General features: G+C 67.1%; 26 protein-coding genes. 22 read left to right on the top strand and 4 right to left on the bottom strand.

The features are described from left to right. Positions 1-60 precede the first annotated feature (60 nt). The 6 genes from ACUKCB_RS21025 to pheA all read left to right on the top strand — a co-directional run bounded on the left by ACUKCB_RS21025 (position 61) and on the right by pheA (position 5,811). Complete coding sequence (locus ACUKCB_RS21025; protein ID WP_473037313.1) at positions 61-1,986, top strand: sensor histidine kinase; 1,926 nt, start codon at positions 61-63, stop codon at positions 1,984-1,986. 226 nt (positions 1,987-2,212) lie between these two features. Continuing rightward, positions 2,213-2,824, top strand: a complete 612-nt coding sequence (locus ACUKCB_RS21020) for an ATP-binding protein (RefSeq protein WP_473037312.1) — start codon at positions 2,213-2,215, stop codon at positions 2,822-2,824. Positions 2,825-2,944: 120 nt separating this feature from the next. Then, on the top strand, positions 2,945-3,301 hold the full coding sequence (locus tag ACUKCB_RS21015) for an STAS domain-containing protein (RefSeq protein WP_473037311.1): 357 nt from the start codon (positions 2,945-2,947) through the stop codon (positions 3,299-3,301). Positions 3,302-3,356: 55 nt separating this feature from the next. After that, a complete protein-coding gene (locus ACUKCB_RS21010) occupies positions 3,357-4,160 on the top strand; it encodes a glycosyltransferase family 2 protein (protein ID WP_473041086.1) in 804 nt (267 codons plus the stop codon). 36 nt (positions 4,161-4,196) lie between these two features. Further along, positions 4,197-4,853, top strand: a complete 657-nt coding sequence (locus tag ACUKCB_RS21005) for a DUF4446 family protein (RefSeq protein WP_473037310.1) — start codon at positions 4,197-4,199, stop codon at positions 4,851-4,853. Between the two features lie 10 nt (positions 4,854-4,863). Then, entirely contained in the window at positions 4,864-5,811 is a 948-nt protein-coding gene (gene pheA / locus ACUKCB_RS21000) for a prephenate dehydratase (RefSeq protein ID WP_473037309.1), read from the top strand. A gap of 11 nt (positions 5,812-5,822) precedes the next feature. On the opposite strand, the gene ACUKCB_RS20995 is transcribed toward pheA, so the two are convergent. Continuing rightward, a complete protein-coding gene (locus ACUKCB_RS20995) occupies positions 5,823-5,996 on the bottom strand; it encodes a hypothetical protein (RefSeq protein ID WP_473037308.1) in 174 nt (57 codons plus the stop codon). A 146-nt stretch (positions 5,997-6,142) separates the two neighbouring features. Between ACUKCB_RS20995 and serS the strand changes: the two genes are divergently transcribed. Further along, on the top strand, positions 6,143-7,435 hold the full coding sequence (gene serS, locus ACUKCB_RS20990; protein WP_473037307.1) for a serine--tRNA ligase: 1,293 nt from the start codon (positions 6,143-6,145) through the stop codon (positions 7,433-7,435). 141 nt (positions 7,436-7,576) lie between these two features. Here the strand turns inward: serS and ACUKCB_RS20985 are convergent, their stop codons facing one another. After that, positions 7,577-8,125, bottom strand: coding sequence for a bacterial proteasome activator family protein (locus ACUKCB_RS20985; protein WP_473037306.1), 549 nt, complete (start codon positions 8,123-8,125; stop codon positions 7,577-7,579). A 33-nt stretch (positions 8,126-8,158) separates the two neighbouring features. Further along, complete coding sequence (locus tag ACUKCB_RS20980; protein WP_473037305.1) at positions 8,159-9,133, bottom strand: NAD(P)H-quinone oxidoreductase; 975 nt, start codon at positions 9,131-9,133, stop codon at positions 8,159-8,161. Between the two features lie 196 nt (positions 9,134-9,329). Between ACUKCB_RS20980 and ACUKCB_RS20975 the strand changes: the two genes are divergently transcribed. The 5 genes from ACUKCB_RS20975 to ACUKCB_RS20955 all read left to right on the top strand — a co-directional run bounded on the left by ACUKCB_RS20975 (position 9,330) and on the right by ACUKCB_RS20955 (position 16,444). Next, the gene (locus ACUKCB_RS20975) at positions 9,330-11,186 is read left to right on the top strand and encodes a MinD/ParA family ATP-binding protein (protein WP_473037304.1); all 1,857 of its coding nucleotides are present in this window, start codon (positions 9,330-9,332) and stop codon (positions 11,184-11,186) included. An 88-nt stretch (positions 11,187-11,274) separates the two neighbouring features. Next, positions 11,275-12,201 (top strand): universal stress protein, encoded by a 927-nt coding sequence (locus ACUKCB_RS20970; RefSeq protein ID WP_473037303.1) that lies wholly within the window; start codon positions 11,275-11,277, stop codon positions 12,199-12,201. A gap of 98 nt (positions 12,202-12,299) precedes the next feature. Then, entirely contained in the window at positions 12,300-13,217 is a 918-nt protein-coding gene (locus ACUKCB_RS20965; protein WP_473037302.1) for a universal stress protein, read from the top strand. Positions 13,218-13,914: 697 nt separating this feature from the next. Further along, the gene (locus ACUKCB_RS20960) at positions 13,915-15,726 is read left to right on the top strand and encodes a hypothetical protein (protein WP_473037301.1); all 1,812 of its coding nucleotides are present in this window, start codon (positions 13,915-13,917) and stop codon (positions 15,724-15,726) included. A gap of 184 nt (positions 15,727-15,910) precedes the next feature. Beyond that, entirely contained in the window at positions 15,911-16,444 is a 534-nt protein-coding gene (locus tag ACUKCB_RS20955) for a hypothetical protein (RefSeq protein WP_473037300.1), read from the top strand. A gap of 246 nt (positions 16,445-16,690) precedes the next feature. On the opposite strand, the gene ACUKCB_RS20950 is transcribed toward ACUKCB_RS20955, so the two are convergent. Beyond that, positions 16,691-17,149 carry an NUDIX hydrolase gene (locus ACUKCB_RS20950; RefSeq protein ID WP_473041085.1) on the bottom strand — a complete coding sequence of 153 codons (459 nt, stop codon included), beginning with the start codon at positions 17,147-17,149 and terminating at the stop codon, positions 16,691-16,693. A gap of 24 nt (positions 17,150-17,173) precedes the next feature. On the opposite strand from ACUKCB_RS20950, the gene ACUKCB_RS20945 reads away from it, so the two are divergent. From ACUKCB_RS20945 to ACUKCB_RS20900, 10 genes are all read left to right on the top strand, one after another. After that, positions 17,174-17,953, top strand: coding sequence for a GntR family transcriptional regulator (locus ACUKCB_RS20945; protein ID WP_473037299.1), 780 nt, complete (start codon positions 17,174-17,176; stop codon positions 17,951-17,953). Positions 17,954-18,525: 572 nt separating this feature from the next. Continuing rightward, on the top strand, positions 18,526-18,792 hold the full coding sequence (locus ACUKCB_RS20940; protein WP_473037298.1) for a hypothetical protein: 267 nt from the start codon (positions 18,526-18,528) through the stop codon (positions 18,790-18,792). Further along, positions 18,789-19,220, top strand: a complete 432-nt coding sequence (locus tag ACUKCB_RS20935; protein WP_473037297.1) for a hypothetical protein — start codon at positions 18,789-18,791, stop codon at positions 19,218-19,220. The genes ACUKCB_RS20940 and ACUKCB_RS20935 overlap by 4 nt, the downstream gene beginning before the upstream one ends. A 209-nt stretch (positions 19,221-19,429) precedes the next feature. Then, positions 19,430-20,173, top strand: a complete 744-nt coding sequence (locus tag ACUKCB_RS20930; protein WP_473037296.1) for a GntR family transcriptional regulator — start codon at positions 19,430-19,432, stop codon at positions 20,171-20,173. 114 nt (positions 20,174-20,287) lie between these two features. Continuing rightward, complete coding sequence (locus ACUKCB_RS20925; protein WP_473037295.1) at positions 20,288-20,695, top strand: plasmid replication, integration and excision activator; 408 nt, start codon at positions 20,288-20,290, stop codon at positions 20,693-20,695. A 101-nt stretch (positions 20,696-20,796) separates the two neighbouring features. Then, a complete protein-coding gene (locus tag ACUKCB_RS20920) occupies positions 20,797-21,057 on the top strand; it encodes a hypothetical protein (RefSeq protein ID WP_473037294.1) in 261 nt (86 codons plus the stop codon). After that, complete coding sequence (locus tag ACUKCB_RS20915) at positions 21,057-22,484, top strand: cell division protein FtsK (RefSeq protein WP_473037292.1); 1,428 nt, start codon at positions 21,057-21,059, stop codon at positions 22,482-22,484. Before ACUKCB_RS20920 ends, ACUKCB_RS20915 begins: the two co-directional genes overlap by 1 nt. After that, the gene (locus ACUKCB_RS20910) at positions 22,484-22,714 is read left to right on the top strand and encodes a hypothetical protein (RefSeq protein WP_473037291.1); all 231 of its coding nucleotides are present in this window, start codon (positions 22,484-22,486) and stop codon (positions 22,712-22,714) included. Before ACUKCB_RS20915 ends, ACUKCB_RS20910 begins: the two co-directional genes overlap by 1 nt. Beyond that, positions 22,714-24,399, top strand: coding sequence for a replication initiator (locus tag ACUKCB_RS20905; RefSeq protein WP_473037289.1), 1,686 nt, complete (start codon positions 22,714-22,716; stop codon positions 24,397-24,399). Before ACUKCB_RS20910 ends, ACUKCB_RS20905 begins: the two co-directional genes overlap by 1 nt. Beyond that, on the top strand, positions 24,396-24,593 hold the full coding sequence (locus ACUKCB_RS20900; protein ID WP_473037288.1) for a helix-turn-helix transcriptional regulator: 198 nt from the start codon (positions 24,396-24,398) through the stop codon (positions 24,591-24,593). Before ACUKCB_RS20905 ends, ACUKCB_RS20900 begins: the two co-directional genes overlap by 4 nt. Positions 24,594-24,608 lie beyond the last annotated feature (15 nt).

Below are 24,608 nucleotides of genomic sequence, written 5' to 3'. Positions count from 1 at the left end.
ATTTGGTCGGATTGCGCGAAGCTCTGCCATCGGGGGGCTTCCAGGTGGCACTATGACGACGTGAGTTCCGAGCGCGCGCCCCTCAGCGCCGAAGCCGTGCTGGCCTCTTCAGCGGACGCGGTGATCGGTATCGACGGCGAGCTCCGAGTCACCGTGTGGAACCCCGCGGCCGAACGGATGTTCGGCTGGGGTGCGGACGAGGTACTCGGCGGCGAGCTGCCGATCATCCCCCAGGAACTGAGGCCCGAGTACGGTGCGGTGCTCGAACAGGTGCGCGCCGGAACCCCGTTGACGATCTTCACCCGCCGTCTGCGCAAGGACGGGACCGCCGTCGACGTGCGGGTCAGTACCGGCTGTGTGCACGACGACCAGGGGCAGCACGCCGGGTGGGTGCTCGTGCTCTACCCGAGTGAGAAGGAGGTCCAGGCCCAGACCTCCGCGATGGAGCGTGCCCGCCTGGTCCGCCGGCTCACCGACGTGGTCGCCGACATCAACGCCGACCTCAGCCTGAAGTCGGTCCTGGATCGCATCATCAGCAGCCTGACCGAGCTCACCGGCGCCGACGCGGGCGGCTTCGTCCTGCTCGACGAGAACCGGGTGGAACTCGTCAGCCTCACCCATCTGTCCGAGGAGCTGTACGGGGTCAGCGCGCCCCTGGAGTCGAGCCTGTTCGGTGAACTCCTGCGCAGCGGGAAGTCCGTGCTGTTGGCCAACAGCGCCACCCGCAGCCTGGAGGACCTGGTCTGGGCCGACCTGCCCGGCCTGCACACCATCGCCCTGTGCGTGTCCAACGTGCAGGGCCGCCCCTACGGTGCCCTGTACGCGCTGTACAGCCAGCGCAAGGTCGGCCACGTGGAGCTGGAGCTCCTGGAGCTGCTCGCCGAGCACGCCGGGGTGGCGATCGGCAACGCCATGGCCTACGAGGAGCTCAAGCTCCAGCGCGCCAGGGAACAGGCGGTCTCCGACTCCAGCGCGGACGGGATCGCGGTACTCGACTACGACGGCAGGGTCCGCAAGTGGAACCGCTCCGCCGCGGAACTGACCGGATACACCTCCGAGCAGATGGTGGGACAGCCGCCGCCCTTCCCGATCCCCGCCGCGCACGGCGAACCGGTCAAGCACAAGAACGAGGGCGGGCGCTGGCTGGAGATCCTCATGGCGCGGATACCGAACACCGACGAGTGGGTGGTGGACTTCCGGGACATCACCGCGCAGAAGGCGCTGGAGGAGGAGCGGGAGTTCTTCCTGGCCAGCACCGGGCACGAGCTGCGGACCCCGGTCACGGTGATCCAGGGGTACGCCGCCCTGCTGTCCCGCAAGGGCGAACGCCTGGGGCCGGAGGGCCGCCAGGAGGCGAGCGAGATCATCCTGGACCGCGCGCGTTCGCTCGCGAAACTGGTGGAACGGCTCCGGCTCGGATCGGATGTGGCGAGCGGCGAGATGACCGTCGACAAGGTGCCCTTCGACCTGGTGGAGCTGCTCGGCCAGGCGGTCGCGGCCTTCCGTCCGCTGGCCGAGCGGCAGGAGCTGACGCTGGACTCCGGCGGGACGCTCTGGACCGTCGGTGACCCCCTGGTCACCGGCATGGTCATCGACCAGTTACTGGAGAACGCCCTGAAGTTCTCCCCGAGTGGCGGGGCGGTGCGGGTCGGGGCGCGGGAGGACGAGGACACCGTCACCATCCACGTCGACGACGAGGGCATCGGTATCGATCCCGGGGACGAGGAACGGATCTTCGAACGGTTCTTCCAGAGCGGTGAACGGGGCGACCGGAGGGGCTACAGCGGGCTCGGGATCGGCCTCTACATCGTGCGCCAACTGGTGCGGGAACAGGGCGGTGAGGTGACCGCGCACCGGCTGGCGAACGGTACCCGGATGCGGGTGACCCTGCCCCGGCACCGGGGTGAGGATGCCGAACTCGGCTCGGTCGTACCCGAAACGCCGAAGAGCCGGGGCGGAACGGGGCTTCCTTCGGCAAAGGCGTAGCCAGGGCACTGTCTCCCGCAGGAAAAGACAAAAACCTCAGGAGCCCCGAAGCCTTGGGGCGTAGGCGATGTGCGCGTACGCGACCGGTGCCGCCGCCGGGGATCCGACCCCGATCGGGTTTCCCCCGCGCGGGATCGGGGCATTTCCACCCCTGGTGGAATTCGCTGGCACACTTCGGGCGGGTTCCGGGCTGGCCGAGAAACACGAACTCGCAGGGACGAAAGCCGTGTCAGGAGACAACACCGCGTACGACGACGGGGAACCCCAAGGCCCTCGGAAGATCGAGCGGAGCGTCGTCCTCCCCTACGTACCCGAGAGCGTCACCAGGGCCCGGCAGGGCATGTGCGCGGATCTGCGCGCCATGGCGGTCTGCGCCGACCGGATCGACGACGCCGCCCTCATCCTCAGCGAACTGGTCAGCAACGCCCTCAGGCACGCGAGCCCACTCCCCGAAGACACCGTGGGCGTGTCCTGGCGGGGCGAGGTGGATCCGGGCGATCCGACCGGGGGCTGGTTGGAGGTCTCGGTGCGCGACGGCGGGTCCACCACCATGCCGCGGGTGGCGCGGCCCTCCGTGTCCGGCCTGGGTGGCCGGGGCCTGGGCATCGTGCAGACCCTGGCGGGCCGCTGGGGGACCGAGATGGACGCGACCACCACCACGGTGTGGGCGGTTCTGGAGATATCCGCGCAGGATCCGGCCGACCGTCGGTACGGCACCGTCACCGCGTTGCCCGTCGTCGGCCGCGACCGCGCGGCCGAGGACTCCGCCGACGTGTTCGACCTCGATCTCGACCTGCGGGTTCAGACGCACGAACCTGCCTGGGGCGCCCTTCTCTGAGGCCGGCCGGCCCTGTCCAGAGGGGTCGATCCGGGGTTCGGACCCAAGGGACGCGACCGATACGGCGAAACACCGCCAACGAGGTGGCCCGCCCCTGTCCTGAACGCTACAGTCACGACTGTGGAGTTGAAGATATCAAGCCGATCTCAGGACGACGTCGCAGTGGTAACCGTTGGTGGTGAGATCGATCTGTACACGGCACCCCAGTTGCGCACCGAGCTCATCGAGGCACTGGGGGCGGGAGCGCGGCGTCTGGTCGTCGACATGTCGCGGGCGGAGTTCTGCGACTCGACCGGGATCAGCGTCCTGCTCTCCGCGATGAAGCGGTCCCGTGGCGCCGGGGGCGACCTGGAGCTTGTCGCGCCCACACCGGCGGTCATGAAGGTCCTACAGGTCACCGGCCTGGACGAGGTCTTCGTCATCCACTCCGACCTCGACGCGTTGCCGGTGGCCGCGGGGACCGGCAACGCCCGTTAACCGGGTACCGGTGGCGCGCACAGGGCCCGCGGGGCCGACCGGCACGGGGGTCGCCGTGGTGATCGCCGCCAAGAACGAGGCCGAACGCATCGGCACCACCGTCACCGCGGTGCGCACACTCCCCGGTGTCGACCTGATCGTGGTGGTCGACGACGGTTCCACCGACCGCACCGCCGAGTTGGCGCTGGAGGCCGGGGCCAGAGTGCTCAGGCACAGCCGCAACCGGGGCAAGGGCGCGGCCATGGAGTCGGGCGCCGAGGGGGTACGGGCCCTTGAGGAGGACGAAGGAGCTGAGGGCGCCGTACGGGCCCCGCGCCACCTGCTCTTCCTCGACGCCGACCTCGGCGCGACCGCCAAGGGGGCGGCGGCACTGGTGGAGCCGGTCCTCGAGGGTTCGGCGGACATGACCATCGCCCTGTTCCCCGCGACCCGGATGCGTCTGGGCGGCCACGGTTTCGTGGTCCGCCTGGCCAGGGGCGGTGTGCGCCGGGTGACCGGCTGGGAACCCGAGCAGCCGTTGAACGGACAGCGCTGCCTGACCCGCGAGGCCTTCGCCGCGGCCCGCCCACTCGCCCCCGGTTTCGGTGTGGAGACGGGGCTGACCATCGACGTCCTGCGCGGCGGGTTCCGGGTGGTGGAGGTCGAGGTACCCCTGGAGCACCGGGCGACCGGCGCGGACCTGCGGGCCCAGCTGCACCGTGCGCGTCAGTTCGCGGACGTGGCGCGGGCCCTGGCCGCGAGGGAGCTGCGACCGGCGCTGCGCCGGACATGGCAGGGCGTTTTCGGGCGACCCCGAAGCACCGTTCGCGGGCGCTCTCGGGGAACAGGGCGCATTGCTCGCAAAAATCGCCAAGAGTGACCCCATGGGTGCGATGGGTAGCGCTACGCTCGCGCTGTGCTCACTATGCTCATGGCTTCCATCGCTCTGCTCGCCGGGTCGGGCGGGCTCGCCCTCGGCGTGTACGCGCTGTCCAGGACCCGCGAGATCCGGACTGAGTACCGCGCACTGGCCCAGCGCGCCCTCGCCGTCAACAGCTCGGGGGCCGACCCCCGCGCCGTTCGCGACGTCGCCGTGCTGCACTACGACGCCCTGGAGGAGATGTCGGGCGCCCGCTCCTTCTCCCTGGCCATGCTCAACAGCCACGGCGACGGGGTTGTCGTCACCTCCATCAACGGGCGCACGGAAACACGCACCTACGCCAAGGCCGTCACCCGGGGCGAGGCCGACCACCTGCTCAGCCCCGAGGAGTACCGGGTGATCCGCTCAGCGCGCCTGGGCAACGGGATCGGTTCCCCGGCCACCGAACCCGACACCTCCGGACCGGGCCGGGACCACGTGGACCGACCGGCCCACGAGGCACCGGACGCGATGGTCACGGTGGTCCAGGGAGCGGAGAGCCCCGGACCGGACGGGCCGGACACCGGACCCGTCGAGGGGTCCGCCACCGCAGGAGGGGACCCAGGGCCCGCCGGCTCCGGAGGAAGCGACGGCCCGCGGGCAGCCGAGCCCCGGACCGGGGAGCGGCCCTCCCCGGGCACCGGGTCCGTATAGCCTGAACAGCATGCCCAACCGTTACGCCTACCTCGGCCCCGAGGGCACCTTCACCGAAGCCGCCCTGCGCGATCTGCGCCCCGACGCCGACGACGAGTCCCGTGTCCCGTGTGACGGGGTGGCGGCGGTCTTCGACGCGGTCCGCTCCGGCACCGCGGACGGCGGGGTCGTTCCACTGGAGAACTCTGTGGAGGGCGGGGTCACCACCACGATCGCCGAACTGATCAAGGGCGAACCCCTGCTCGTCACCGGGGAGACCGCGGTCCCGGTCGAGTTCGCCCTGTTCGCCCGTCCCGGCACCGTGCTGGAGGACGTCAAACGGGTGGCCACCCACCCCCACGCCCTCGCCCAGTGTCGCGGCTGGCTCTCCCGCCACATCCCGGACGCCGACACCCACACCGTCTCCTCCACGGCCGCCGCGGCGCGCGCCGTGTCCGAGCCGGGCGCGCCCTATGACGCCGCGATCTGCGCCGTCATCGCGGGCGAGCGCTACGGACTGCACGCCCTCGCCACCGGGGTGGGCGACCGCTCCGACGCGGCCACCCGCTTCATCTACCTGTCCAGGTCCGGGGCGCTCCCCGAACCCACCGGTGCCGACCGGACCTCCCTGGTCGCCTTCATCGCCGACGACCACCCCGGTGCGCTCATCGAGGTGCTCAACCAGTTCGCGGTTCGCGGGGTCAACCTCACCCGCCTGGAGTCGCGCCCCACCGGCGACGGTCTGGGCAGCTACTGCTTCTGCATCGACGCCGAAGGACACGTGGCCGAGGCCCGCGTGGGCGAGGCCCTCATGGGCATCCGCCGCGTCTGCCGGGACGTGCGCTTCCTGGGCAGCTACCCGCGCGGCGGCCGCGACACCGGGACCGCCCCCGCGATGCGGCCGCGCTCCGCCACCGACGCGGACTTCGCCGAGGCCGAGCTCTGGCTCGCCCGCATCCGCGCCGGCGACATCGACTGAGGGCGCACGCCTCAGACCTGCACGGGCACCGGCGGCCCGTCCTCGAACAACCACTCCTCCGCGGCCGCGCGGCGCAGCTCCAGGTACAGCGCCAGCCGCAGCGCTGTGTCCTCCGGACGCGCGTCGTCGAGCGCCTCCAGCGCTCCGGCGAGTTCCTCGGTGGTCATCTCACCCAGCGGTTTCACGACTACTCCCCACGATCCGTGTGCCGCCGGGAACCCTCGCTCCCGGCTGACCCTGTCGATGGGGATACGGGGACGGAGGGTTTCCATGACGTGACTGTCGGCAAAAGATGTGGGTCGGGGTTGGGGCGGGCGGTAACCTGCAAGACGTGATCGACCTTCGCGCTCTTCGAGAAGACCCCGAACGACTCCGTGCATCGCAGCGGGCCCGCGGCGAGGACCCCTCCGTCGCCGACCGGCTGCTCGAACTGGACTCCGACCGGCGCTCCGCGCTGGGCCGGTTCGAGACTTTGCGCGCCGAGCAGAAGAGCGTGGGCAAATCCGTCTCCAAGGCCTCGCCGGAGGAACGGGAGGAGCTCCTCACCCGGGCCAAGGCGCTCTCCGCCGAGGTCAAGGAGGCCGAGGCCGAGGCCGGCCGTCTCGGTGACGAGCTCGACGCCGTCCTGGTGCGCGTGCCCAACCTCGTCGAGGAGGGGGCGCCCGAGGGCGGTGTGGACGACTTCGTGGTCCTGGAGACCGTCGGTGAGCCCCGCGAGTTCGACTTCACCCCGCGCGACCACCTGGAACTGGGCGAGATGCTCGGCGCCATCGACATGGAGCGCGGTGCCAAGGTCTCCGGCGCCCGGTTCTACTTCCTCACCGGAGTGGGCGCCCAGCTGGAGCTGGCCCTGCTCAACATGGCGATGAACCAGGCGGTCGAGGCCGGTTTCACCCCGATGATCCCGCCGGTCCTGGTCAAGCCCGAGACCATGGAGGGCACCGGTTTCCTCGGTGAGCACTCCGACGAGGTCTACCGCCTGCCCGACGACGACCTCTACCTCGTGGGCACCTCCGAGGTGGCCCTGGCCGGGTACCACGGCGGCGAGATCCTGCCCGCCGACGCGCTGCCCAACCGCTACATCGGCTGGTCGTCCTGCTTCCGCCGCGAGGCCGGGTCCTACGGCAAGGACACCCGGGGCATCATCCGGGTCCACCAGTTCAACAAGGTGGAGATGTTCGTCTACACCCACCCCGACCAGGCGCACGAGGAGCACAAACGGCTCCTGGCCTGGGAGCGGCAGATGCTCGACAAGCTCGGTCTGCCCTACCGCGTGGTGGACATCGCCGGCGGGGACCTCGGCACCAGCGCGGCCCGCAAGTACGACTGCGAGGCGTGGGTCCCCACCCAGGAGACCTACCGCGAGCTCACCTCCACCTCGAACTGCACCGAGTTCCAGGCCCGGCGGCTCAACGTGCGCTACCGGGACGCCGACGGCAAGCCCCGCTTCGCCGCCACCCTCAACGGCACGCTCGCCACCACCCGGTGGATCGTCGCGATCCTGGAGAACCACCAGCGCGAGGACGGTTCCGTGGTCGTCCCCGAAGCTCTGCGCCCCTACCTGGGCAGGGACGTCATCGAACCTGTCCAGGCGCCCAAGGGCGGCACGGCCAGGAAGAAGTAGCCCCCGGCGGCCCGCGACGGGCCGACCGGCGGCACGACGGAGCCCGCCCCGCACCGGGGACGGGCTCCGTTCGTGTACGCGGTGTTCTCAGGTGCGCGGTGGCCGCCACACGGTGTCCGTGCGGGCGGCGCCCCGGTTCCGTTACAGGTAGGGGCCCGATCCCGTGTGCGGCTGCTCGCCCTGGCCCTCGGCGCCCGGCCCCTGGGCCTGGAGCCCGGAGATCCCCGGGGGGAGTGCCTTGCGCATGTTCTCCAACTGGGCGCGGGCCGCCATCTGCTGGGCGAACAGAGTGGTCTGGATGCCGTGGAAGAGGCCCTCCAACCAGCCCACCAACTGGGCCTGCGCGATCCGCAGCTCGGCGTCGCTGGGCGCCGAACCCGCGGCGAACGGCAGGGTCAGCCGGTCCAGCTCCTCGATGAGCTCGGGCGCGAGGCCGTCCTCGAGCTCCTTGATCGAGGAGGTGTGGATCTCCTTCAACCGGGCGCGGCTGGCCTCGTCCAGCGGGGCCGCCTTCACCTCGTCCAGCAGTTGGCGGATCATGCTGCCGATCCGCATCACCTTGGCGGGCTGCTCCACCATGTCGGTGAGCGAGCGCGGCTCCCCCGAACCGTCCTCGCTCCCGGACTCGTGGTCCTCGTCGGTCCCGACGACCAGGACCTCCGGGTCCTTCTGGTTGTCTGCGTTGCTCATCGATTCCCTAGCTCGGCTCTGTTCGGCACGCTGTCAACGGGTGAGAAGGATCTTGCCGGTGTGCGCGCTCGACTCCATGACACGATGCGCCTCCGCCGCGTCTGTCAGGGGCAGGGTGCGGTCCACGACGGGACGGATGGCTCCTTCTTCTACCAACGGCCAGACCTCCTCCAGTACTCCCGAGACGATGGCCGCTTTCTCCGGGGCCGGACGGGAGCGCAGCGTGGTCGCCTGGACGGAGAGCCGTTTGGCCAGCATGCGGCCCAGGTCGATCTCCGTCCTGCGTCCGCCCATCAGGCCGATGATCACCAGGCGCCCGTTCGCTGTCAGCGAACGCAGATTCGCGTCCAGGTAGGAGCCGCCCATGATGTCGAGGATCAGGTCGGCTCCGCCCTCGGCCCGCAGGCGTTCGGTGAAGTCCTCGGTCCGGTAGTTCACGGTGATCTCGGCGCCCAGCTCACGGCATCGCTCCAGCTTCTCCGCGCTGCCCGCGGTGACGGCCACCCGGGCGCCCAGGGCCCGGGCGAACTGGACGGCGAACGTGCCGATGCCGCTGCCGCCGCCGTGGACCAGGACGGTCTGCCCGGAGCGCAGGCCGCCGACCATCACCAGGTTGGACCACACGGTGCAGGCCACCTCGGGCAGGGCCGCCGCCTCCGCCAGGCCGACCCCGCGCGGGACCGGCAGGAGCTGGCCGACCGGCACGGCCACCCGCTCCGCGTAACCGCCCCCGGTCAGCAGGGCGCAGACCTCGTCCCCCACGGACCATCCGGAACCCTCCGTTCCCGGTCCCAGTTCCAGGACGGTGCCCGAGCACTCCAGGCCCGGGTACTCGGAGGCACCGGGTGGCGGCGGGTAGTTGCCCTGCCGCTGGGCCACGTCGGCCCGGTTGACGGCGGTGGCTGCCACCTCCACCAGGACCTCGCCCTGTTGCAGGGACGGTTCGGGGACCTCGGACCAGGACAGGACCTCGGGCCCGCCCGGTTCGGTGATTCGGATCGCGTGCATGTGGCCGACAGTACCCAGCCGCGCGGCCGGGCGGCACCCGACCTCTGGGCGGGGCGCCGGATCTCTGGTCGGCGGGCCCGGAAGGATGCTTTGCTGTGTCTGTGCGGGTAAGAGAACACCCGAGGGCCATACCCGACACTCCCCTACGGGAGGGCCCTTCCTCCACAGCAGACCCCCTTGACGCAGGAGAGCCCCGGTGGCACAGCACGAGCAGAACGGGTCAGGCGCCGAGCCGGAGCCGCACGAGCGCACGGAGCCGATCTGGCGGCGGACGGACGACACGGACGCCCCGGAGGGGACCGGTGAGCCGTCGGCCGGGGCCGACCCGGACCCGGCCGTGTCCTCGCCCAGCCCCAGGGAACAGTGGTTCGGCGGATTCGAGGGCGCGGCTCCGCCCCCGCCCCCCTACGCCCGGCTGCCGGAGGACGCTCCTCCCCCGTTGCCGGGGGCCGCTCACCCGGCGCCCGCACCCGAGGAGGACCCCGAAGCCCTGGAGGAGCCCGAAGCCTTGGAGGAGCCCGAGGTCCCCGGGGCCACGGAGACCCCCGAGGGCGGTGCGGAGGCAGCCGGGGACGAGCAGGTCGGGGAGGAGGCCCCGGACGACCCAGAGGAGACGCGGAGCAGCACGGTCCGGCTGATGCCGGGCGTCCGGAACCGTCCGAACCGGCCCGCTGTCCCGTGGCGGGACGGTAGGCCGCAACGGCCCGCCCGCCCCGGAGGAGCGGACCGCGGTGAACAGGACCCCCTGGGGCCCCGGAAGCTGCGCAGTGACCCGGACGTCCCCGAACCCGAACAACTGCCCCCGCTGGAGTCCGAACACCCGGGACCCGAGAGGCCGGCCCGCGGAGAACCGGGCCCCGAACGCCCGGGACCGGCGGCCGCCCCCTGGCGCGGTCCCGCTCCGGAGGGCACGGGCGCCGAGGCCCCCGACACATCCGGCTTCCGGAACACCCCCGTGAACGCTCCGGCCCCGGAACCGGCCACGGCCGAACGGACCGAACCGCCGTCCTCCCGGCCGAGCCCGCCGCCGTCCCTGACCGGGCCGCGCGACCCCGGGCCGGACCCCGCACCGTGGGTCGGACCGGGGCAGGCCCCCGCCCGCCGCCAGGACCCGAACCACGGGGAGACCTCAGACTCGCTCAACGCCGCCACCCTGGTCCGCAACCGCCGCCAGGGCCCCGACGGTGGGTGGCGCAGGGCCGTGCACACCGCCAGCCTCGGCCTGATCAACCCGGGCGAGTCGCCGCGGGTGCTGCGCCGGCGGGAGCTCGTCGCCCGTGCCTGCACCCCGGTCGCGACGGGGCACCACCGGGTGGCCGTGCTCAGCCTCAAGGGCGGGGTCGGCAAGACCACCACCACGGTCGCCCTGGGTTCCACCCTGGCCTCCCTGCGCGGTGACCGGGTCCTCGCGGTCGACGCCAACCCCGACCGTGGCACGCTCTCGGACAAGGTGCGCCTGGAGACCGCGGCCACCATCCGGGACCTGCTCAACGAACGCCACCTGGTCTCCCGCTACGCCGACATCCGCGGGTTCACCTCCCAGGCGCCCAGCCGCCTGGAGATCCTCGCCTCCGACCGCGACCCGGCGGTCTCGGAGGCCTTCAGCGACGCCGACTACCGCGAGGTGGCCCGGATCGTCGAGCACTTCTACTCCATCTGCATCACCGACTGCGGGACGGGGCTCCTGCACGCGGCCATGCGCGGGGTGCTCGGCCTCGCCGACCAGGTGGTGCTGGTGAGCTCGGCCTCCGTGGACGGCGCCCGCAGCGCCAGCGCGACCCTCGACTGGCTGGAGGCCCACGGGCACGGGGACCTGGTCCGGAGCGCGGCCGTGGTGCTGTCCATGGTGCGCTCCAACAGCAAGAGCAGCGTCGACCTGAACCGGCTCGAGGAGCACTTCGCCGGGCGGTGCCGGTCCGTGGTGCGGGTCCCCTGGGACGGGCACCTGGAGGAGGGGGCCGAGGTGGACCTGGAGCAGCTCGCACCCGCCACCAAGGACGCCTACCTCCAGCTGGCCGCGAGCGTGGGGGAGGCCTTCGCCCGCCGGCCGTGACCGGCGGGGCCCCGACAACGCGCGGATCGCCCCTCGGTGGTTTCCCACCGCGCGGTCCCGAGAATGGAGGGGAGTGGAAGAGGTGGACATGAACGCACAGGAACGCCCGCCGGCGGTCATCGTGGGGGTGGACGGTTCACCCGCCGCCCGCGAGGCCCTGGCCTGGGCGACGGAGGCCGCCGCCAGGCGCCGGGAACAGCTCAGGATCGTGCACGGTCTCGGGGTGCCGATGGTGGCGGGGACGCTGCCCGGTGCCGGCGGGGTGGAGCGGCACAGTGCCGTCGAGGCGGTCCGGGAGGCCGGACAGGAGCTGCTCGCCGAGAGCGCCGAGTACGCCCGCGGGGCCCGTCCGGACCTGGACGTGGCGACCGTGCTGAGAGTGGAGGACGCACCGGAGGTCCTGCTCGACGAGGCCGGGCACGGAGACGTCATCGTCGTCGGCTCGCGCGGGCTGGGAGCGGTCCGGGCGATCGTGCTCGGCTCGGTGAGCGTACGGACCTCCTCACACGCGCCCTGCCCGGTGGTCGTGGTGCCCGAACCGGACGGGCGGGACCGGCACCGGGGGAAGGTGGTCGTCGGTGTGGACGGCTCCGACTCCTCCCGGCGGGCCCTGCGTTTCGCCCTGGACCACGCGTTGGTCACGGATTCGTCGGTGATGGTGGTCAACAGCTGGGAGGTGCCGCTGCCGGAGGATTCGGCGTCGCTGGCCGCCGACGCCCAGTCACTGCACGAGGAGGTGTTCGACCGCCAGTCGGAGGAGATCGTCGCCGGGGTGTTGGCCGAGGTGGTCGACGACCGGACCGAGGCCCTGGACATCACCGCCGTCCGGATGCAGTCCGACCCGGCGCAGGCCCTGCTCAGGGCGGGGGAGGACGCCGACCTGATCGTGGTGGGCTCCCGGGGCCGCGGCGGCGTCCGCGGGCTGGTGCTGGGTTCGACCAGCCAGGGGGTGCTGCACGACGCACGGGGTCCGGTCGCGGTGCTGCCTCCGCACTCCGACGAGACGGACCGGTGACCAAGGGCGCACACCCAAAGGGCCTTCTGTCCTGTGCCGGTCCCGCATGATCCTGCTGTACTCGGTGAGGATGGTGGGCAGCGCCTAAAGGGGGAACCATGGCAAACAGCAAAGTGGTAGTGGGGACGGACGGATCGGACCACTCCAGGGCGGCCCTGGAGTGGGCGGCGGCGGAGGCCGCGCGCCGCGGCGTCCCGCTGCACATCGTGCACGCTCTGGGTATGCCGTTGATCGTGTCCGCCTACGGGGGACCGTCCCGGTTCGAGCCGTCAGAGGAGATGTCGGGCCAGGCCACCGTCGTTCTCACCAACGCCGCCGAACACGCCCGCGGCGTCCAGCCGGAGGTGGAGATCGAGTCGGTGACCGCGCTGGAGGAGGCTCCGCTGGCGCTGATCCGGCAGAGCCACCCCGGTGACCTGATCGTGCTGGGCACCCGGGGCATGGGCGCCGTCGCGTCGATGTTCGTGGGCTCCGTCAGCGTTCGGGTGGGGGCCCAGGCGCCGTGCCCGGTCGTGGTGGTCCCGTCCGACGACAGCGGCAAACCGGCCACCACCAAGCTGGACCGGATCGTCGTCGGCGTGGACGCCTCCAAGAGCTCCCGACGCGCCCTGGGGCTGGCCGTGGACATGGCCGCGGAGACCGAGGGCGAGGTCGTGGTGGTCCACAGCTGGGAGGTGCCGTACCCGTACGACCCGCTCGCGATGGCCGCCGCGGGCTACCAGCCGCAGGAGACCGTGTTCGATCAGCAGTCCGAGCAGTTGGTCGCGGAGCTGCTGGCGGAGGTCATGGACGACCAGCGCGAGGACGCCAACGTCGATGTCTCCGTCGTACGGACCCGGTCCAACCCGGTGGACGCCCTCCTGGAGGCCTCGACCGAGGCGGACGCCGTCGTCGTGGGTTCCCGGGGCAGGGGCACCGTGCGGGGCCTGCTGCTGGGTTCGGTGAGCCAGGGGGTGCTGCACCGGTCGAAGATCCCGGTGGTGGTGCTCCCCAGGAACGCCGACGAGGACCACTAGCGCGGATCAGGGGGCGGGCTCGGCCGAACACGGGCGCGAGGCGCACCCCGGACACACCGAAGGCCGCCCACCGTGCTGGTGGGCGGCCTTCCCTGTACCTCTGCTGCGGAGGGTGTGGGATTTGAACCCACGAAGCCCCGTTAGTCCGGCGCCCCGGACCGACCAGAGCTCGGACCCTGGAAACGGCCGCTGACCTGGTCGGGAGTGCTCACGGCTTCCCACGGTTCCCGGCGGCTTCCTGATGTCGTGTGCACCATATGTGCATCGCCCGAACACCAGCCATGAGGCGTGTTCCTAGTTAGCCGGCACGTTCCCAACGCGATCACCATAGCTCCCCGCGCTCCAGTACCCGGCAACCACGGTTTCGATCCCGCATGGGTTCTGGCGCGAACGGTCTGCGCCCCCGCACGTCCTGCACCGCGCCAGGTTCCATGCGGGCCCGGGGGGTCCAGGGGGCACGGCCCCTTGGTACCACCAGCCCTTAGAGCACCTCTCATTTGATGATTCGGCGGAAGCAGGTCAGCGCGAAGGCGATAAAACCTAGGATGGAAGGAAGCTATTGAAAAGCTAACCGAATAGGTAAGATTGCCGAAGGCACTTCAATTGTTAGATTTTTTGAGCAGTGGGGTGATTTTTTTACCCCTGTGCAATATAATGAATCATTGATAGAAAAACGCAAAGTAAAAGGAGTGTAAATATGCCAAGGATCCCGTGGTCTACTCTTGGTGGAGACGAAGTTGAAACAGTGGTATCGAACCTTATATATAGCGAACATCAGCGTGCTGTTCGGGTTAGGCCTTCGCAAGGAGACTGCGGAATCGACGTACTTGTCCCGCGCGGAGACAAATGGGATGTTTACCAAGTTAAAAAATTTTCTGAAAACCTTGATGCCAATCAAAAAAAGCAGATTGAAAAATCTTTTCGTCGGGTTATAGTTGGGATGATTCGGCGTGGTGTGCCTCTGGGCAACTGGTATCTGGTAATGCCGCTAGATCCCACGCTACCTAATCTGATGGACTGGTTCTCTTCGATGCCGGACGAAGAGATAAAAGAAATTATCAATGACCCAGAACTGAAAATAACTGAGGCAGAAAAAGAGAAAATCCATGGGTGGAAAAATGAAACTGGACGTGTCATTGATTGGAAGGGCCTAGATTTTTGCCAGACCCTCGCAGCTAAGTACTGGTATGTTCCGGATTACTATCTGGAGGGTGGAAACCAGCGCATAAGGTCGGCGGTTACAGAGATGGCTAAGATCCTTCAGCGCGATGCGAATCTCCCTGATGCGGTGGAAGATTCTGCAGTCTCAATTCTCCAGCCAGCTGAAATATATAGCCACTTGCAGCGCCTAAGGCATGCCCTTGACGGTGATCCGCACTTCCGCTATAGCTTTGAGTTTTCTCCCGTTACGGTTCCCGTGGTCGACAAGCCTTGGTTGGTCGCGGCGGAGCAGAGAATAAATCCAGAGAACGGATCTTGCTTCACATTTGGGATATATGCAAGAAACTCTGAAGCTCTTAATGAACGCCCAGTCCCGATCAAGGTCAATTTTATTGTTGGTGAGACACCAGAGGATCGTGAAAATCTTGATATGTGGCGGAAGTATGGAAGACCCCTTAGTGCCAAAGCTGAGGTTGAGGCCGACCTCCCGGGTGGCCTGGGGTTTTCGTCGCAGAAAAGTCATGTGATAGTAGGCCCAGGTGGAGGCGGAGAAAGCCACGAAATAAGATTCCGAGTGAAGGCATCAGACGGATCGGTGAGTCCGGAGATTCTTTTTTCGATGTCTTCTTCTGTTGGTCTTGATGGGACTGGTTCTTGGCTAGAAGGATATGATCCATCTGGGATCCTGTGCAATGAAGGTCTTCTTGATCGAAATGACTCGTCCGGGCATATCAAATTTTCTTTGAAGAACTGTTCTGGTTTTGAAGCTGTGAAAGTTCTTCCGGCATTAGAATTCTGCTCTGAACTTAAAGCTCCTAGTACGGTTCAGATCGCAAAAAAATACGGACCCTTCCATGATTTGTATCAGGCATCTGATTCGGAGGCCATAGTTTCTACCAGGCTTGTACGTTACGTTCAGGCACTCGTAAAGTTGCAGGATCTGACCGCGTCACCTTTGCTAATTCCACAGATTGATGATCTTGAGGCATGGGATATAAGGGTGGTGCAAATTGCTGCAGGATTGATAGACGCAAAAACGGATGTATCCAACTGGAGGGAGTGGAAATTCACCCCTGATGCTCAGGTTGATTTTGGCGAAGATGAAGACTATGAAATCAGAGTTTTCAAAAAATTCTCAATCCAAGTCGGGGATGTTTTGATCCCTGTCGGCGTTGTCTTGGAGCATTTCCTCTCGGTGAAACTGTCGATGGATGGAGGAGAAGTTCTAGTCCGACCAAGTATGAATAGTACGTTCCATCGTCATTTGATTGACGATGGATCCGTTGCCGACGATGGATTGAACAGGGTCAATGTGCGTCGAGTCGTTTCGACCTCAGAAGGAGCCTGAAATTATCTCGGAGGTTGGCGTCACGCCAAGTAGTCCGGCCCTTGCCCGGCTCGGGACCGGGCGGCAGCCCGCAGCCGGAGCCGGGCAAGGGTATGCGGCGGTGCTTGCGCCGCCGCTTTGATCTCATACAGCCCAACTCGGCAGTATCTGCACTGCACGATTAATTTACCGAGGGAGGTTTGTTTTGGATTCGGAAGAGGAGCGAATTGAGCGCAGAATAGAAGAGCTTAACGCAAAACCCTCGATGACTCTAGATGAATTTCAAGAACTTCGAAGGATCTCTCCGCCTGGTTCTCTTCGTCGTGTGGGCCACTTGAGTGAAATGGGTGCAAAGAACATGGAGGGAGCTTTTAGAAATTTTGCGGTCTTGAAATGGAAGTACGATGAGGCGGTCGAGGCTGAATTTTGGCTCGAGGCTGTGGCTGCGAAGTCCTATTTGATCGAATTTGAACTACGTTCATGGTTGAGTACTGTAAAAAAGAGGGAGTTTCCGGATGGCGAAAGGATTACCCTCGGTAGATTTATTGGAATTGTGGAGGGAATGAATTTTGATGCAGCCCTGCTGGTTCGCTTGAAGAATTTTAATCAAATTAGGAACTCGGCGATCCATCACCTGTTGTTGGGTGAAATTTCGTACGGCGACCTCTCTTCCGTTCTTCGGGATGAAGCGCTGGTGAAAGATGTAAATGAGTGGATATTCCAACAGCTTCCATATTGATGGTGTTGAAATTGGCTGGGGTGATAATTATGGCGTCTGATTTGGGAAATCAAATGCCTCTCGGAGTGTGATGTTGGCTGCGGACGGATAATTAATTCTTCCTCTCCAATGCTTCGACGTCGAATTGCTGAGGCTCATGGTGGCAGAGGTTTCCATGGCTTGAACTGTCCAGCCTGGGCCCTGTGTCAAGCCGTCCAAAGTGCCGACTTCCTGAGTCAGTCCAGGCTCGCGCGCCACCACGGAGAGCTATTTTGAGGACAGTTGTTTCCCGTCGTGGATGCGGACATGAGGGTTGTTCGGATCTAGAGCGTCTAGAAGGCGGATGGCGTAGACCTCGCCCATGTGCTTTTTGACCTCGTTGGGTGTGAGCCACTCGACGGCGGTGGCCTCGCTCGTAGATCGTTCCTCGCCGCCTGACGGCTTGCATCGAAAGACGAGGGCCACGATTCCGCGGGCCATGTTCTTGTAGACGCCCGTGAGCCGCTCCACTTCGACGCGGATACCGGTCTCCTCCAGGACCTCCCGGACAACGCCCTCTTGCGGGGTCTCGTCCAACTCCAGCACTCCGCCGGGCGGTTCCCAGTTGCCGTTGTCCCTGCGCTTGATCACCAGCATCCGCCCGTCTTCACGGATGACCGCTCCTGCGACGGACACGGAGTGCAGCGGCGTTGACGGCTTGTCTCCCGTGCTGTTACTCATGTACATGAGCATAGGAGGCATAGAAGGACTATGGCGAGCACTGTAGGGGCGCGGTCTGCGAAGCCCCGGTATCTCCAGATCGCGGACGACATTGAAGAGCAGATCAAGGGCGGGACTCTGGCTCCTGCTGAGGAGATTCCGAGTGAGACCGCACTGATAGAGCGCTACGGCGTCTCGTCGGGCACTGTCCGCAAGGCGGTTGCTCAACTCCGGGCTATCGGGCTCGTGGAGACCCATCAGGGCAAGGGCTCCTTCGTGAAGTCGCGCCCTCCGGTGACTCGCAAGTCCTCGGACCGCTTCCGGCGTTCGCATCGTCGCGCGGGCAAAGCTGCCTACATCGCGGAGACCGAACAGGCCGGGGTCAAGCCCACCGTCCAGGTGATCTCCATCGGTCCCGTTCTCGCTCCTGCTGGTATCGCTGAGCGCTTGGGCGTGAATGAGGGAGACAAGGTGCTCGCTCGTCGACGGCTCTACTTCTCTGATGGCACGCCCACTGAGGAAGCCACGTCCTACCTGCCGTGGGATGTAGCGCGGGACATCCCCGAACTCTTCGAGGAGAACCCCGGCGGTGGTGGAATCTACGCCCGTCTGGAGGAACACGGGCATGAGTTCGCTGAGTACACCGAGACTGTCCGTGCGCGGCTGGCCACCAAACAGGAGTCGAGTGCCCTCGCGCTGAGCCCCGGCGCTCCGGTGATCCACCTGACCCGAAACGCTGTGACTGAGGCCGGGCGCGTGGTGGAGGTGTGCGACACGATCATGGCTGCTGATCAGTTCGTGCTCGACTACAGGATTCCGGCCACCGACTGACGTAGGCGGCCGGTGAAGCCGATCAGAGACTTCACCGAACAGGGTTGACTCATGTACATGAGTGAGGCAACCTTATGGCACTACTCATATACATAAGTGCATGGGTTTCTCTCATGCATATGAGTTGGATCTTGGATGAGCGGTGCCTCTCTGCTCAAGCGGTGCGGGTGCCTCCGGTTCACAGGAGCGTGCTTGGTGGATGCAGTCACAGCCTCGAAGAGGTGCAAGTCCTGTCGAGGACGGGGGCACAAGACCGTCCGTTCACGGCGACTCGTGGTCGTGCGCTACGCCGGAACCCAGCAGTCGGCGATGCGTATCGAACCCTGCACCGCATGTCGGGGGACCGGAACGGACTCCTGAGAAACACTCAAACCGCCCGTGGCTGATCCTTCGCCACGTTGCAAGGCGGTTTGTCGACAAGTGACCCCCGCGACGCGGGCAAGGCGTCCGGGGGCGCGGCCAACCTGAGAAAGCAGGCTGACGTGAGCGACTTTATCGCCCTGATTCGGGCTCTGGTGACTCTGATACGACCGACACCACGGGGAAGGCATCACCGAAACGGGCCCCGCACGGTGCACCTGCCCCCGCCCGTGCGGGTGGAGCTGTGGCCCGCACCGGAACCCATCGTGATGGACAGTGACGACCCCCGCGCCTACAACCTCCTGCGCGGTCCCTATGCGCATTTCGAGCGCAAGCGCACCGCGCCTCGGGTCAGCCGAGACAGGTGGGGCCTGCGTCTGCTGGAACAAGCCGCGGCTTCACCCCCGGCAGTCGATGACATGGCCGAGTTGCGTGACCTGGTGCGCACGGCCATCGCTGTTGGGGCGGTGCGGCGATGAACAGCGACGTACGCGACACGGTGGTCGACCGCGCGACCCTGATGGCTTGGGCCCGTGCTCAGGGGGTGCGGGTGCGTGTGGCCTGTGAGGACTGGGAGTCCATCACCTACGAGACCCTGTCCCGGCAAGAGGACGGGACGTCTCTGATCCAGCGGCATCGATGTGTGCTGCCCGAACCCGTGGTGCGGCGACGGCTGCTGATGTCCTACGTGGTCGGGATGTGCCACGAGGTCGACGGGGCCGAGTGCAGCCATGTCCGGCGCATCGTGCCCCCGGTACTGTCCTCGACGGACGAGGCGGCTCGCCATGACGTGGCCTTGGTCGCCGTCGCTCTGGTGGAAGTCGAACGCCGGGCGGTGTGCGGGGCGACGGTGGACAATCTGCGGGTCTGTACCGTCGAACGCGCCGTGCACTGGCGGCCTTCCTAGGAACTCCCGCGTGCCCTGGCCTCTCTCCGAGACCACGGAGGCCGGGGCACGCGGGTTTCGTTCTGCTTCACACGGTGATGTGCGCGTCTGAGTGGCGTGCTTCCCGCTGTGCTGCCTGATCACGGGTGGGTTCAAATGTGTCCCCACCTGCTGACAGGGCCAGACCACGCAAGTAAGCTACTCGACCATACGAGTACTAGAGTCACCAGGTGGACATCATGTCGAGTTTGGAGTTCGCTCCGCCCAAGTACGTACAGATCGTGCGGGCGATCCAAGAGCGCATCGAAGACGGGACCTATCCCGTGGGGGAGATGCTTCCCTCTGAGTCCCGGATGGTCCGCGAGTTCGGGGCCGGGCGCTCCACGGTCGTACGGGCGCTGCAAATCCTGAGTATGCAGGGATGGATCGAACGCGAACACGGGCGCGGCTCGTTCGTGCGCGGCGTCCCCCAACAGACCTCCGAGCGCTCCCATGCCGGAGCCAGTGCCTTCGACGCCTCCGAAGAGGCCAGAAAAAACCGGATCCTCACCGCTGGCCGTGCTCCTGTCCCCGCCTCTCTGGCTGGGACCCTGGACGTTCCGGCTGAGTCCCCGGCGGTCATGCGCCGCCGCCTGGTCCTGGACGCCGAGGGCGGACCGAGTGAGCTGGTCACTCTCTGGTTCCCCCTGGACGTGGCAGAGGGAACCGACCTCGGCTCTGAGGCGCCGATCAGTATCGGGGCGCGCGACCACGTGCAGATGGTCAAGCAGCTTCGTCCCGCTCGCGTCGTGGAACGCCTGTGCGCCCGAGTGGCCACCGGTCAAGAGCGCGAGATTCTGGAGCTGGACGAGGCGACGCCCGTGCTGGGCATCACCGCGCGGATACTGGATGCCTCCGATCGCATCATCTCCGTCGCTGAGATCGTCCTGCCCGGTGACCTGCACGAACTGGAAGACTCCTACCCAGCTGTGTGACTTCCTCAGATAGCCCACCTTCTTATCCACTTGTCCGGACGAGTTGGGCGGGCTATCCTGACATTCACTTGACCGAACAAGTGGTTGAGTGGACATCAACTGAGAGGCTGACTGATGGCTATTCAGGGAGCGTTGCCGGTCGCGTTCGGCGCGGTCTTCCCGCACGGTGCGTTCGCGCTCGGGGTGGAAGCGATCACCGACTTCGAGACCAAGCGTCCGCAGATGGACAAAGACACCGGGCTCCCGTTGTGGGCGGTGGACGTGATCGACGCTGACCCCGAAGCACGCGGCAAGGCCAAGAGCGTGAAGGTCAAGGTCGCCGCCCAGGTGTGCCCCACGTTGCCGGACGAGGTTCCGGGCCTGCCGTTCCGGCCGATCGAGTTCGAGGCGATGGCGGTCATGCCCTACGTGGACGACTCGGGCCGTCGCCCCCGGGTGGCGTACTCGCTCCGGGCGCGTGGTGTGAAGGCTCCCGGTGGCGCCGCTGGTGGTCGACGTGCCCCGGCCAAGGAAACGGCCTGACCGCCTCCTGACACATGAAGCGGGGCGGCCTGGTGCTGGAACACCTAGCCGCCCCTGATCCCCTCCCGCGACTGCGAAATCTCAGAAGAGGTGCCCCCAGTATGTCCCAGATTCCCGAAGACCTGTCCACCCTGACCGGCCCTGAACTGGTCCGGGCCTTCCTGGACGCCTACGACCAGCCCCGCACCACCAAGGCAGAGCGGGCGGAGTTCCTCGACTTCAAGTCCCGGATCTTCGCCGCCATCGCTGAGCTGGACGGCAACCCCGATGCCGCTCGCTTCGCTGCCTGCGCTCGCGCTGACTCCGACCTGCTCTGGGCTGAGATCGCCGCCGCTGAAGTCCTGAACGGCGGTGGCGAGTGATGATGCGTCAACCCAAGGTGGGGGCCACTCAGTCCTCCCCGACCCTGCCGACCCCGGCGCAGGGTGTGCGGTGGACGACTCCGATCGTGGAGACCCCCGGCATCGTCGTCCTGGGCTCGTGGATCTACCGGCTCGTGCGGCTGCTGGTGCTGCTGCCGTTCCGCTTCCCCGTCATGGTCGCCTCGACCACGACCGTGGTGGCCTGCTGGTGGTACCTGTCCTGGGCCGGACTGGCCGCCCTGGCTGGTGGACTCTCGGCGGTCTCCCTCATCTGGTGGCGCACCTGGCCGCACTCCTACCGGTACTGCGTGAGTTGGCGTCTGCTGGCGTGGTGGCGTCACCTGACTGTGTACCGCCGTCACTGGCAACCGGTCCTGGTCATCTCCGGGTTGGCCGAGTCCTACCAGGAACGCCGCTACCTGCCTCGCATCCGCTCCGTCCAGTGCAACGACCGGGCCGACTACGTCCGCGTCTCCCTGGTCGCCGGAACCTCCCCGGCTGACTTTGAGCACCGGGTGGTGGAGCTGGCGCACGGGTTCGCCGCACCCTCCTGCCGCGTCACCGTCAACGGACCAAGGGACATCACTCTGGAGTTTCCCCGACACGACACCCTCGCCGAACCCCTCGACGCCCTCCCGGTCCCTGAATCCCCGGACCTGAGCGGGCTGCCGGTCGGCAAACGCGAAGACGGCACCCCGTGGAAGCTCCGGCTGCACGGAACCCACGTGCTCGTGGTCGGAGTGACCGGGGCGGGGAAGGGGTCGGTGCTGTGGTCGGCGGTCCGCGCCATGCTCCCCGCCCTGGAGGAGGGTTCGGCGCAGGTGTGGGGGATCGACCCCAAACGCATGGAACTCGCCTACGGACGCGACCTGTTCGCCCGCTACGCGGACACCGGGGAATCCGCGGTGGCACTCCTCGAACACGCCGTCACTCAGATGCAGGAGAGGGCCGAACGCTACGCGGGAAAGCAGCGCTCGCACACCCCGACCACGGCTGATCCGTTCGTGGTCGTGGTCCTGGACGAGGTCGCCTTCCTGACCGCCTACCACCCCGACCGTGACGTACGAAAGCGCTCGGAGAACGCCATCGCCACCCTGACCTCACAAGGACGCTCGGTCGGCTTCTGCGTCCTGGCCGCACTCCAGGACCCCCGCAAGGAGGTGATGAACCTGCGCAACCTCTTCCCGGACAAGATCGCCCTCCGCCTGGACGATGCCTCCCAGGTGGACATGGTCCTCGGAGAAGGAGCCAGGGAACGCGGCGCAGAGGCGCACCTGACCGACCCCACCCTTCCCGGAGTGGCCTACGTCCGCCTAGAAACCTCACCCTCCCCGGTACGGGTGCGGGCCGCCTTCGTCTCCGACGACGACATCACCGCCATGGCTAATGGCTACGCGGTGGGCTCTTCGGGCGGTGAGGTGGCCTGATGCGCGCGGTATCGCTTCAACTCAAACCGGTAGAAGAAAAGAGCCGCTACAAGGATCACGGTCCCGTAGAACAGCGCTTGGAATACGGCGAAAGGCGGCATGAAGTCGAACACGAATCCGATGACGCCGAACGCAGCCAGGCAAGCGCCAAAGATTGCGAAACGAAGACGCGGCCTCTCGAACTTCATCGGGTGGGGGCTCCCGTTCAGTGGTTGTGGGGGTGGCGCTGATGCCGACTCCTACCGGTAAGACAACCCGGGCCGAACGACTCGCGCAACCCCTCGCCCGAGAGGTGGCCGAACAGGTCGCCGCTGACCACGGCGTGTGCATCCGACCCGTTTCCCTCAGGCGTACCGACATCACTACCGGCAAGACCGAGGTGATCGACGTCCCCTGCGGATCCACACTCGAATCTCGCTGCCCGGCCTGCGCCAAACGCAAGCGCTCCCTACGCCGCTCCCAGTGCGAAGAGGGCTGGCACCTGGCCACCGAACCCGTCGTGGAACCCGACCCACCCACCGAACAGCAACAGGGGTGGGTGGAACAGCGGGCCGTGGTCACCGCTGAACGCGACCGCCTCGCCGCTACCGGGGCTGCTGAGCCCGAACAGCTCGCCGCCCTGGACGCTGCCATCGCGGACCTGGACGAGGAGATCACCGCCTCCGGCCTGCGGGGCTCGGTCACCCGCTCGGCCTCCTCGGAGTCAGGTCCGCGTCGGGTGCGCTCCACCAAGAGGCGTCAGGACGTCCCGGATCTGCCCAAGCGACCCATGACGAGGAAGACGGTCGGGCGGGCGTTCACTGATCCGGCGTCCGGGAAGGTGTTCCGTCCCTCCCTGTTCCTGACCCTCACCCTGGACTCCTACGGGCGGGTGCGCTCCGATGGCACACCTGTCGACTTCTCGACCTATGACTACCGGCGGGCCGCCCGGGACACCCTGCACTTCTCCAAACTCGTGGACCGGTTCGTTCAGAACCTACGCCGGGTCGCCGGATTCGATGTCCAGTACTTCGCCTCCGTCGAACCCCAACGCCGACTGGCCCCGCACCTGCACATGGCCACACGCGGCACCCTGCCCCGCGCTGAGCTGCGCCAGATCGCGGCTGCGACCTACCACCAGGTGTGGTGGCCTGCCGCTGACACGGTGGTCTACGAGGGCGAGAACGTGCCCGCATGGGAGGAATCCATAGGTGGCTATGTCGACACGACGACCGGCGAAGTCCTGCCCACCTGGGATGAGGCGCTGGACGAACTCGACGCCGAACCTGATCCGGAGCCATTCCACGTGGTGCGGTTCGGAAAGCAGGTCGACGCCAAAGGGGTCGTGGCCGGCACCGAGGACGCCGCCCGGTGCGTGCGCTACCTGGCCAAGTACCTGACCAAGGACATCGCCGACTGCCACGCCGCCGAAACCGTTCGGCAGGAACAGCACGTGGACCGGCTCATGGAAACCCTCCGGTACGAGCCCTGCTCGCCCCGGTGCTCGAACTGGCTCCGGTACGGCATCCAACCCCAGGACCCCAAAGCCGGACAGCGGCCCGGGTTCTGCCGCTCCAAAGCCCACCGACGTGAACACCTGGGCTACGCGGGCCGCCGCGTTCTGGTCTCGCGCAAGTGGTCCGGCAAGACCTTGGCCGATCACAAGGCGGACCGGCTGTCCTGGGTCCTGGACGCCCTGGGCGTGAACTCCGCCAACGAGGACCAGGGCGACGACACCAACCCCCGGCCTCCGGTGCTGACCTCGGTCAACTCCGGTGACTTCGCCTGGGAAGTGGCCCGTCCCACCGACCCGGACGTGGCTCCCCGAGAACAACGCCTCCTCCGCGCGGTGGGTGAAGCCCTCAAACGCCGCACCCAGCTTCACGCCGCACGCCAACACGACTCTTCGGCAACTGACGAGACGAGGGCCGCATGACCACCCCCACCATTCCCCTGCCCCGCTCCGAGACAGCCCTGTGGTCGGTCCCCGACGCAGCCGCCTACCTCCGCGTGCCTCCCAAGACCCTCTATGAGTGGCGCTACAAGGGCGACGGCCCTCCCTCCCACCGCATAGGCCGGTACGTGCGCTACGTGCCCGCTGAGGTCCATGCCTGGGTCCGAACCCGGTAACCCCCCCAAGGAGAC

It is taken from the genome of Nocardiopsis moroccensis (assembly GCF_055763695.1).
Note: the sequence above shows the minus strand (reverse complement) of the source record. Positions and strands in the feature narration are given on the sequence as shown.